Source organism: Rhodoblastus sphagnicola (genome assembly GCF_002937075.1).
In the GTDB taxonomy this organism is placed as follows: domain Bacteria; phylum Pseudomonadota; class Alphaproteobacteria; order Rhizobiales; family Beijerinckiaceae; genus Rhodoblastus; species Rhodoblastus sphagnicola.
This window is the reverse complement of sequence record NZ_NHSJ01000052.1, coordinates 1-9,314: the sequence shown is the minus strand read 5'-3', so window position 1 is coordinate 9,314 and position 9,314 is coordinate 1. Positions and strand designations below refer to the sequence as shown.

At 60.4% G+C, this 9,314-nt stretch carries 10 protein-coding genes and 1 pseudogene; 5 read left to right on the top strand and 6 right to left on the bottom strand.

What is annotated here, in order from left to right; translation table 11 throughout:
- On the bottom strand, nucleotides 1-269 hold a 269-nt coding region (locus CCR94_RS08255; RefSeq protein ID WP_146089907.1), incomplete at its 3' end, for a transposase.
- A gap of 304 nt (nucleotides 270-573) precedes the next feature.
- Here CCR94_RS08255 and CCR94_RS08250 point away from each other — a divergent pair.
- Together CCR94_RS08250 and CCR94_RS08245 are read left to right on the top strand one after the other, a co-directional pair.
- On the top strand, nucleotides 574-867 hold the full coding sequence (locus tag CCR94_RS08250; protein WP_104507400.1) for a hypothetical protein: 294 nt from the start codon (nucleotides 574-576) through the stop codon (nucleotides 865-867).
- Nucleotides 860-1,342, top strand: coding sequence for a hypothetical protein (locus CCR94_RS08245; RefSeq protein WP_104507399.1), 483 nt, complete (start codon nucleotides 860-862; stop codon nucleotides 1,340-1,342). The genes CCR94_RS08250 and CCR94_RS08245 overlap by 8 nt, the downstream gene beginning before the upstream one ends.
- A gap of 65 nt (nucleotides 1,343-1,407) precedes the next feature.
- Here the strand turns inward: CCR94_RS08245 and CCR94_RS08240 are convergent, their stop codons facing one another.
- Both CCR94_RS08240 and tnpB read right to left on the bottom strand, forming a co-directional pair.
- The gene (locus CCR94_RS08240) at nucleotides 1,408-1,632 is read right to left on the bottom strand and encodes a hypothetical protein (RefSeq protein ID WP_184422099.1); all 225 of its coding nucleotides are present in this window, start codon (nucleotides 1,630-1,632) and stop codon (nucleotides 1,408-1,410) included.
- Between the two features lie 80 nt (nucleotides 1,633-1,712).
- Nucleotides 1,713-2,033, bottom strand: a complete 321-nt coding sequence (tnpB, locus tag CCR94_RS08235) for an IS66 family insertion sequence element accessory protein TnpB (RefSeq protein ID WP_104507398.1) — start codon at nucleotides 2,031-2,033, stop codon at nucleotides 1,713-1,715.
- Between the two features lie 129 nt (nucleotides 2,034-2,162).
- Between tnpB and CCR94_RS08230 the strand changes: the two are divergent.
- Both CCR94_RS08230 and CCR94_RS08225 read left to right on the top strand, forming a co-directional pair.
- Nucleotides 2,163-2,522 (top strand): annotated as a pseudogene (locus CCR94_RS08230) (cupin domain-containing protein); the annotation flags it as partial.
- A 192-nt stretch (nucleotides 2,523-2,714) separates the two neighbouring features.
- Complete coding sequence (locus tag CCR94_RS08225) at nucleotides 2,715-3,695, top strand: IS1595 family transposase (RefSeq protein WP_104507401.1); 981 nt, start codon at nucleotides 2,715-2,717, stop codon at nucleotides 3,693-3,695.
- Here CCR94_RS08225 and CCR94_RS08220 read toward each other — a convergent pair.
- Both CCR94_RS08220 and CCR94_RS08215 read right to left on the bottom strand, forming a co-directional pair.
- On the bottom strand, nucleotides 3,692-4,117 hold the full coding sequence (locus tag CCR94_RS08220) for a hypothetical protein (protein WP_104507396.1): 426 nt from the start codon (nucleotides 4,115-4,117) through the stop codon (nucleotides 3,692-3,694). The genes CCR94_RS08225 and CCR94_RS08220 overlap by 4 nt on opposite strands.
- A 276-nt stretch (nucleotides 4,118-4,393) precedes the next feature.
- Nucleotides 4,394-5,737, bottom strand: coding sequence for an IS1380 family transposase (locus CCR94_RS08215; RefSeq protein ID WP_104507395.1), 1,344 nt, complete (start codon nucleotides 5,735-5,737; stop codon nucleotides 4,394-4,396).
- A 732-nt stretch (nucleotides 5,738-6,469) separates the two neighbouring features.
- On the opposite strand from CCR94_RS08215, the gene CCR94_RS08210 reads away from it, so the two are divergent.
- On the top strand, nucleotides 6,470-7,801 hold the full coding sequence (locus CCR94_RS08210; RefSeq protein ID WP_146089906.1) for a WcaI family glycosyltransferase: 1,332 nt from the start codon (nucleotides 6,470-6,472) through the stop codon (nucleotides 7,799-7,801).
- A 251-nt stretch (nucleotides 7,802-8,052) separates the two neighbouring features.
- Here the strand turns inward: CCR94_RS08210 and CCR94_RS08205 are convergent, their stop codons facing one another.
- A complete protein-coding gene (locus CCR94_RS08205; RefSeq protein ID WP_104507393.1) occupies nucleotides 8,053-9,114 on the bottom strand; it encodes an IS110 family RNA-guided transposase in 1,062 nt (353 codons plus the stop codon).
- Between the last annotated feature and the right edge of the window lie 200 nt (nucleotides 9,115-9,314).

The window sequence follows — 9,314 nt, the reverse complement described above, 5'->3', positions numbered from 1 at the left end:
AGGATCTCATTGGCCTGCCGGAGTTCACGGTTCTCGCGCTCCAGCGCCTTCAGCTTCTCGGCGACCTCGGTCGGAACGCCGACCCGCTTGCCGCTGTCGACTTCCGCCTTGCTGACCCATTCACGCAGGGTGTGCGGCGAACAGCCGATCTTGGCCGCGATCGACGACATCGCCGCCCAGCGCGAAGCGTGGTCGCCCTCGTGATCCAAAACCATCCGCACCGCGCGGGCGCGAACCTCAGGTGAAAATTTGTTGGTCGTAGTGCTCATGACGGCTCCATCCTACTTGGGAGTTGGAGCCTCCGGCAAACCCGGCGCGGTTCAGCCTGAATGGCGCCGGCGGGGCGAGGCGCCTCATCCGCGACCGTTTCTCGTCACCCCGAGACGCGCCCGCCCGCGGTCGCGGCGGGTCAAATGTTAAGCGAACCGCTTTCCGCAGAAAAACAGCGCAGAAGTTTACAAAAAGTCGCAAAAATGACGCTATTTTTGCCCACGTAAGAATCCGATCAAGATTCGGATATGTCGTTTACGTTACAATCGATGTTCAGCAGCGGAGTGGGGAGGGCGACCTTGAATGTTTCAGGACGAAAATAAATTGGGGGATCCGACCGACGAGGAAATGAGCGCCTATGCGGCGGGCGAATCGACCGGAGCTGTTCTGGGTTGCAAGGCTGTCCTGCAGGCGCTGATCCAGACATTGGCGCAGCATGAGGCGGATTCGACCAGGTTCCGCGCGTCCATAAAGAATCTGGCCTATTCCATCGTCGTCAAGACCTCGGTCGAAGACGATGAAATGTTTCGCGCGGGACGCAAAACGGCGGCCATCGACACGATCAACGAGCTGCTCCAGTTGCCCCCCTATGCCTGATGCGAGGCCGGGCGGGTTCATTCCGCTGTTCGGCGCGTCGAGCGAGGATTACGACAAAAAGTCGCCGGACGCGTTGCCTGGCTGTCACGACCAAACTGCACGCGCGGCCGATGCGGACGACAAACGGCCTTTCATTTTGGCATTCCGTCAAACAGGGTGCCCTCCCGCTTCGACGAAGGCCAGGATCGGCGGCAGCGACGGCGCAATGCCCGCGACCATGCGCGGCCAGCCGTCAGCGGCGTTTCAAGCATGGCGCCGTTCAACCAGCGTCGCCCATCCGCTCGACAAAATCGAGAACGAGCTGGCGCTTCCGCGCATCGGAGATCGCCAGATAGGCGCTGACCAACCGGGCCAATTCATCGCCGACATTTTGCGCGCGCGCCATGAAGACGGCGCGGTCGTCGGCGGCTCATTGAGCAAGTCAAAGAACTCCAACAGAGGTGCTTGCAAAACCTCGGCGATCAACAGCAATTGAGACGCGGGGGGCGCATCAAACCGGCTTCGTAAACCCGTATATCGCAAGCGTCTTTTCGGCGCCGTTCACTCCGTGGCGGCGCCGAGCTTTTCGGAGCGTTTGCCGAAGCGGCCGCGGCGGAGCGTCTTGATAATCGACGTCAGCCGGTCGATCTCGGCTTTCGCCGCCGCGTTCGTCTGCGTGAGGTCCTCGACCTTCGCGGTCAGGTTCAACGTCTGGGACATGGCGCTAAGCGCCAGCGCCTTCAGTTGATCAAAGTCGTCAGGAAGTCCGCCGAAGCCCTCGATCATGCTTCGCATGATAACGATTTTGTCGTGAAAATTCCAACGTTTCCTGGGAGTTCAAGAGATTCAAGCGCATCTTTTTCGTATCAGCCGGCGCTCTGCGGCGACCGAACGGCGACCGCGCGAACCCGCTTCCAATCCAGCCCTTCGACCAGAGTCATGACTTTTGCGTAACTCAGTCGAATCTCGTGGCTTCCCGCCGTCGGCCAGCAGAAATGCGAACGTTCAAGGCGCTTCGCGAAAAGGCAAAGACCCGAGCCATCCCACCAGATAATTTTTATCCTGTCGGCTCGTTTCGCTCGGAAAACATGCAGAGAGCCGTCGAATGGATCGGCCCCCCGCGTCCTGAACCAGAGAAACGAGGCCTTCCGGGCCCTTGCGGAAATCCCGCTCGGCGCGGACCTCAATGAACTGGTTCGGGTTAGGTCTGCGCATAGGCGTAGACATAGATGTTGCTATCCATGCCCAACCATTACCAAACACGCGCCCCGCGCGGCCAGAACGGTGTCCGGGGAACGCTTACGAAGCCCCGCAAGCGCAAGGAAGCGTGGGAGCACGGCCGTGTCTATCGCCCCTGGGGCTATTACCAGTCCATCGACGGCGGCGAGCGGCACCAGGTCAAACGCATTGTGGTCAAGCCCGGCCACAAATTGTCGCTGCAGAAGCATCATCACCGCGCCGAGCATTGGATTGTGGTGCGCGGCGCGGCGGAAGTCACCCGCGACGCCGACACCATGATGGTGCATGAGAATGAATCGATCTACCTGCTGATCGGCAGCGTCCACCGAACGGTCAATCCCGGCAAGATCGACTTGGAGCTGATCGAGGTGCAGACCGGCTCCTATCTCGACGAGGACGACATCGTCCGCATCGAGGATGTTTCCCACCGCGCCTGACGCTTCTTATTTCCGGCAGCCGGACTCACGCCGGTGGCTTTTCTTCTCGGATGACGGGATTGGGCATGGGCTCATCTCCTTGGGCTACAATGCAGCACGAGCCGGCTGAAGTTTCCGGCCTTATGTAGCTATCGCCACCACCCCTTGACATTGCCCGCGCCCTCGCTGAGTTTGTTCTTTTATGGTGGTCCCATGGCCCAGCATTTCCTTTTGTCGGCGGCGGCGCGCTCGCTCAGCATCGGCAAAGTCCAGCGGATGTCCGATCGAGGCGCCGAGAACGTTTTCGCGCGGCTGCGTTGGCCAGAAACCGACGGCAAGCCGGTCTGTCCCGACTGCGGTTGCACGACGTGCTGCGATTGCCGCCGAGGAACGTATCCGCGGTGGCGTTGTCAGGCCTGCGGCCACGATTTTTCCGTGACATCGGGAACGCTGTTCGCCTGGCACAAATTGCCGTTGAAGACCTATCTCTTGGCGATCGTGGTGTTTTGCAATGAGGTAAAAGGCAAGAGCATTCTCGCCTTGTCCCGGGATTTGGGCGTTCAATACAAGACCGCGTTCGTTCTGTCGCACAAGCTGAGGGAAGCGATGGCGGCTGCGCTGCGTGGATTGAAGATCGGCGGCGAGGGCAAGACGGCCGAGATCGACGGCGCCTATTTCGGTGGGCATGTCCGGCCCGAAAATCTGGCAGCCGACCGGGTCGACCGTCGGCGCGCCGAAAACCAGTCGGGAAAGCGCAAGGTCGTCGTCGTCATGCGCGAACGTGGTGGCTGCGCGTTGCCCCAGGTGTTCACGTCTGAAGACGAGGCGGTTTCCTTCATCCGCAGCCGGATCAAAAAGGGAACCGTCGTGCACGCCGACGAAAGCCCGGCGTGGAATCCCTTGCACGCCAAGTTCCCGATGAAACGGGTCAACCATCAAGACGGATACAGCATCAATGGCGCCTGCACCAACGGCGCGGAGTCTTACTTCTCCCGCATGCGTCGCGGCGAGCTGGGCCATCATCATCACATCGCCGGCGTTTATTTCGTCAGATACGCCCAGGAAGCCGCCTGGCGCGAAAATCATCGTCGCCTCTCCAATGGCGAACAGACCGACGGCGTGATCGAATTGGCCATGGGCCTTGGGCCGTCGGTCGATTTCTGCGGATATTGGCAGCGGGCGAAAGCCGCCTAAATCACCTGCCAGGCGGCAGCCCCGGCCACTTCGACGCATTTGATCGTGTCGTTCGCCCGTTTCAACGAGCTGTGCACCGCCTTGTAGATCAATTCGCATGTGCGGGCGTCATCGATAGCCATGGCCTTCGTCACCATGACGGCCCCGGCCACCTCGCGCGTCGTCAAGGGCCTGTCCGCCTCGCGCAAGACGTCATAGATCAGACGACGGCATTCGCCAGGACGAAACCAGTCGTTGCGCTTGCGCGGCGCCGCCGTCATCGTTGCAGTTTTATGCGGGACGTCCGGATCAAACAGCCGCATGGTCGCCGTGATGTCGTCCAAATCAACGCGATGCTGAGAAACTTGACGCTCAAGACGACTGATCGCGTCGGCGAGTTCAGATCGTCTGTCTCGCAAGATTGCGACAACCTGCGCGACCATGGGCGCCCTCCCAGAAAATTACTGAAGAGCTGAAAGCATAGAAGATCGCAGCGTCAACATGCAGAGGGCCACGGTGGCGGCAGCTACATAAGGCCGGAAGTTTCTATCGTGTGCTAACCCGTCCAATTCACGGCGGCCTGCGCATTTGCGGGGTTTCGGTGTGGGTTGCTCTGATGGCGCGCGTCATCGATCGTCTTTTTCACCGCCTGACGAACTGTACTTTTTTGAACGCGCTGGAGAGATCGGGGGGATTGATCGGGGCTCACGCCCCGCCTGTCACGGGCCGGCCGGCATGAGAGCTTCGGGCAGACGGCGGAACAGATCGGCTTCCGGACAGCCCGCCGCGAAAGCCAGACGCACGCGGCTGGCGGTTTCGATGACGCGGGCGGCGATCTTGATGAGCCGGAGCCGCAGGGTTGCGAACTCCGCCTTCGCCAGATCGCGCGGCTTCGGGATGGCGTCGCGCACGTCCAGCATCAGCCAGTACGCCGCCGTGTGCAGCACCAGACGCACCTGATTGGCGATGGCCGAACGACACGACGTGCGATCGGACGCCAGTTGCGTCTTGTGCAGCTTGATCAGGTTCTCCATCTGACCGCGCGCGCAATAGAGGCTGTCGTACATCCACTCTGGCGAGCCGTGCTCCAGATTGGTGACGATGAAGCGGACGTCGAGCCCGAGCGTCGTGGCCTCGATGCGCGCGACGGCGCGGCGTTCGCGGCTCCAGGATTTGGCTTTGTGGCGCGTCTGCGCGTAGCCGCGCACGACGTCCTTGCCCAGCGTCGCGCGTTCGGTGCGCACGGCGTCCGCCGTCTCGTCGACCTTTTTAAGCAACGGTTTCGAACCGGGCAGACCGAACACATAGTCGACGCCGTTGTCCTCACACCATTGCATCGCCTCGGGCCGCGCGTAATGGCCATCGCCGCGAAACATGACGCGCGTTTTCGGCCAGCGCTTGCGGATGTGGCGCATGAGGCGGCGCAGATGCGCGCGCACCTCGACTCCGCCGGGCGTCTTGCCAGGACGCAGCACGAAGGCGACCGGGCGACTGCGCTCGGTGTCGTAGACATGGATCGGCAAGAAGCAGCGTTCGTCATAATGCGCATTGAACAGCGACAGCTGTTGCTGGCCGTGCGCGACATCGCAGGTGTCGTCGATGTCGAGGATGACCGACGCCGGTTCGTAGTCATAGGAGGCCATCCATTGATCGACGAGCGCATAGGTCAGGCGGACCGCGTCCTTCAGCGACGGCGCGTTCTCCAGCCGCGACAGGGTCGGCTGCGAACACAGGTCCACGCCGGTGTCAGGCAGGCGCCCGCAAGCGAGCTTGAACGCGGGGTCCTTGCGCAGATGTTCGAGATCATTGGCGTCTTCATAGCCGCAGGCGATGGTGAACACGCGGGCGCGGATCATGTCGGCCAGCGTGTGAATGATGCGCGTGGGATCGCGTGCATCGGGAAAGCAGCGCGCCAACCGCTCCGCGATGTCCAGGCGTCGCTCGGCCATGGACAGCAGCATCACGCCGCCATCGGAAGTGAGCCGGCCGCCGTCGAAATCGGCTGTGACTTTCTTGCGTCCGACGGCTGGAAACCAGAACGGGAGAACCATAGTGTCTGTCATGGCGGGCGTGGCCGGTGCGAAAAGCGCGAGGAGTGGGTGTAAGCAACCGAATCCTAAGCCGTATCAGCGCATTGCGCCACGCCCGCCAGCCGAAAACTCAGCCTTCATGAATAAGAGCGGTTAGTTGGACCCGTCGCCGACACAGCGCCCCGCGTTACGCGGCGGCCAGGGCGATGGTCCCGTGCACGTTTTTGAATTTCTTTCCGCCGCGTCTTGTACACGACGACATACTTCTCTTGCCGGGCCTATCATTTCAGGCCACCGCCTCTCCCACCCCACAGCATGCCTAAACGCGCCCTGCATGATCGTCGTCGACTTAGCGATCGCCCGATGAGCCGAACGCGTCGCCCATCGAGTGCCGGCAACGCGGCTCGCGTCAAGCCGCGGGACAAGAGCAATGGCGCCTGAACCGAAGCCGAAGACCAACGACATGGTGGCGCTCGCGGCTTCGCTCCGATCGCGGCGAGCGCGGAGCCCCGGCGACACACGGAGCCCAGATTTCTCAATGGGGCCGAGCCACGCCGCGAGCTTTCGCTTGGCCCCGCTTCGAATGCGAAGCAGCGGCCCTATTGCTCTCGCGTCCCTGAAATTGAACCGGAGACAAGGCCCCGCCGATCGAGGCGCACGGCCGTCTTTTTTGCGCCGCGGCAACATCGCCTCTAGCTAAGCCCACGCTAATCGTCTAGTAACGAAAAGTTGACTGCGTCAGATGGGTTTAAGGAGGCGTTGAAAATGCTGGATTTCCGAGTTGCCGCAGCCGATAAAGCTCCATCGGCTGGTGTAGCCAAAACTTCGAAAATCCTGATACATGTAGCGAATTTTTACCCAGAATTCATTGGTGTCGGCAAGTATGCCGGCGAGTTCGCTTTCGCTCTCGCGGAAAGCGGCAATTCCGTCGAAGTCGTAACGGCGCCGCCCCACTATCCGGGATGGCGGGTAGGAGACGGCTACAGATTCCTGTCTTATTCACGCGAAGAGATCCGTGGCGTCAACGTCCGCCGTTGCCCGATCATTTGCAAGCCCAATGGCGGTGGCCTTTGGCGCATTCTCGCACCACTGACCTTCGCCGCTTTCGCCGCTCCAGTCGTTTTCTACCGCATATTGGCGAGCCGGCCCGACGTGGTCCTTTGTGTCGAACCGACGCTCTTCAGTGTTCCCGCCGCTTTGCTCGCCGCAAAGCTCGTTGGCGCACGCACTGTGTTGCACGTGCAGGATCTGGAAGTCGACGCTGCCTTTGAGGTCCACCTGAAGGGCGAGAGAACCCGCAAATTCGCGGAGGCCATTGAGAGGTTTATCCTCCGCGGTTTTGATCTGACAGTGACAATTTCCCGCAAAATGCGTCAGGCCTTATTGAGGAAAGGGGTGGAGAGCGATCGGTGCGCCGTCATCCGTAATTGGGTCGATCTTGGCGCCATTTTCCCCCTGGCCCCGGATGCTCCCAACGCATTCCGCCAGGAGCTCGGAATTGCTCCGGAAACATTCGTTGTTCTCTATTCCGGCAACATCGGCAGAAAGCAGGCTCTCAATGTCGTCGCGGATGCGGCGAGACTTTGCCGTGATGATGCGAAAATCCATTTCATCATTGCTGGCGATGGGCCAGCCAAAGCTGACATCGTCCAATCTTGTTCTGATTTGTCCAACGTGTCATTCTTGCCGCTCCAGCCTTTGGAGCGGTTCAACGAATTGCTCAACGCAGCCAATGCTCACGTCCTTCCGCAATTGAAGAATACGGCAGACCTCGTTCTTCCCTCAAAGCTCGGCGGCATGCTGGCGTCCGGTCGGCCGGTGATAGCAACCGTTGAAAAAGACACCGAGCTCGAGCAAATGCTTCGGGGCTCGGCCTTTTTGACGCAGCCGGAAGATCCGCAATTGCTCGCGAAAACGATCCGCGAAGTCGCCATGGCGGATCTGTCCGAGATCAAGCGGCGCAGTTTGCAGCTCGCGAAATTTCTCGATGCGCGAACAGTGCTTCCGGCGTTCGAGGATGCCATTCTTGATCACGAGAACGATTCGGCTCTCGGGTCCCACAACGGCGACGCCATTTTCGAATTTTCGTCGACCTGATAGCGTGGTCAGGCAGGGCTGTTTAGTTCTTCTGTAATGGGCCTATTGGTGTCAAGCCCCGTTTGTCCATCCGCCGGTATCATGCTTCTGTCCGTGGTCGGCACGTGACCGCCACATGATGACATCAGTTGGAAAGTCGAGAGCCGATCTCAATAGCGCGCTCGAAGCGCAAGAACTAAAACGGTTTTCTCGACCTTCCGCGTCCCGGCGAAGGGACCTCGGGGAGCAGACCTTTCGGGCTGCTCGATTACTTACAATTTTTGCCGCTGGACGCGATCAGGCCGCCGCCGGAGCGCCTCGCGCGTCCAGCGGAATTCGGTTCCGTCCACCCACATGCGATGTAGCACGGTGGCCAGTTTACGAGCCAGCGCGATAACCGCTCGCTTCATACCGCGTCGACGTGCAACCTGCATCGCCCACGCCTTCAACGCCGACATGCGCTGCGATTTGAAGAGCATCGAGAACGCGGCTTCGTAAAGCGCGCCGCGCGTCATTGCATCGCCGGCTTTTGTGATGCCGCCGGTCACGTCAGTCTCGCCGGATTGATATTTCCTTGGTGTCAGACCGAAATGAGGGCCGACCGATCGCGATGACGAGAACCGGCCTGGATCATCGATCGTGGCGGTGAACGTCAGCACGGCCACGGGCCCGACACCGGGCGCCGTCATCAACCTCTTGCAAACCTCGTCGCTGCGCACCACGGCGAGCAACTGACGATGAAGGATGGCAAATTCGCTGCGAAGGGATTCATGGCAGCGAAGCAATGGCTCGATCACCAATTGGAGGCTCGTCTGGCCAGCAATCAGCATCCTCACCTTGTCCGCAAAAAGCTTCTTGGTCGTCGCTCCAACCTTCAGGCCAAACTCGCGCAAGATGCCGCGCACCGACATTTCGACGTCAATCAGTTTAGAAACGAGAAGCTTCCTGGCCGTCAGGAGCGCTCGCTTCTCTTGGGCTGGCATAGATTTGCAATGCACCGGTCGGAACCACCCCATTCGCAGCAATTGAGCAATCCCGCGCGCGTCCTTGCGGTCGGTCTTCACCGTCATGGCCGATAGGGCCGCCTTGACGTGCCGAGTTTCCAGCAAAACCGCGTCCAAACCCGCTTCGGCAAGCCCGGCATAAAGATGCTGGGAAAGCGGTCCCGCTTCAAGGCCGACCCGAGCCAACGGCAAGCCAAGTTCGGAGAAGAAGTTGACCAGCGAACAGGTGTCGCTCTCGACTTTCGCCTCCCGCACGATCTTTCCCTTCTCGTCGACCACGCAAACTGAAACCAGTTTCAATGACACGTCCAGCCCGGCATAATATTCCATGGCAGTCCTCGTTCTGCTTGGGGCCGCAAGGACCCCGTTGAGTCGCGTCACCAGTATCGGGGACTGCCACCTTCACTGGCCAGGCCAGGTTTGCTCGGGCCCATTACGTCATCTCAATACAGTCGAGGCATAGCGAGGATTAGATTGAGATCGAGGGCGGCGCGCCAGCGGGCGTTTTTGATGTTGTCGCACCCAGCGGC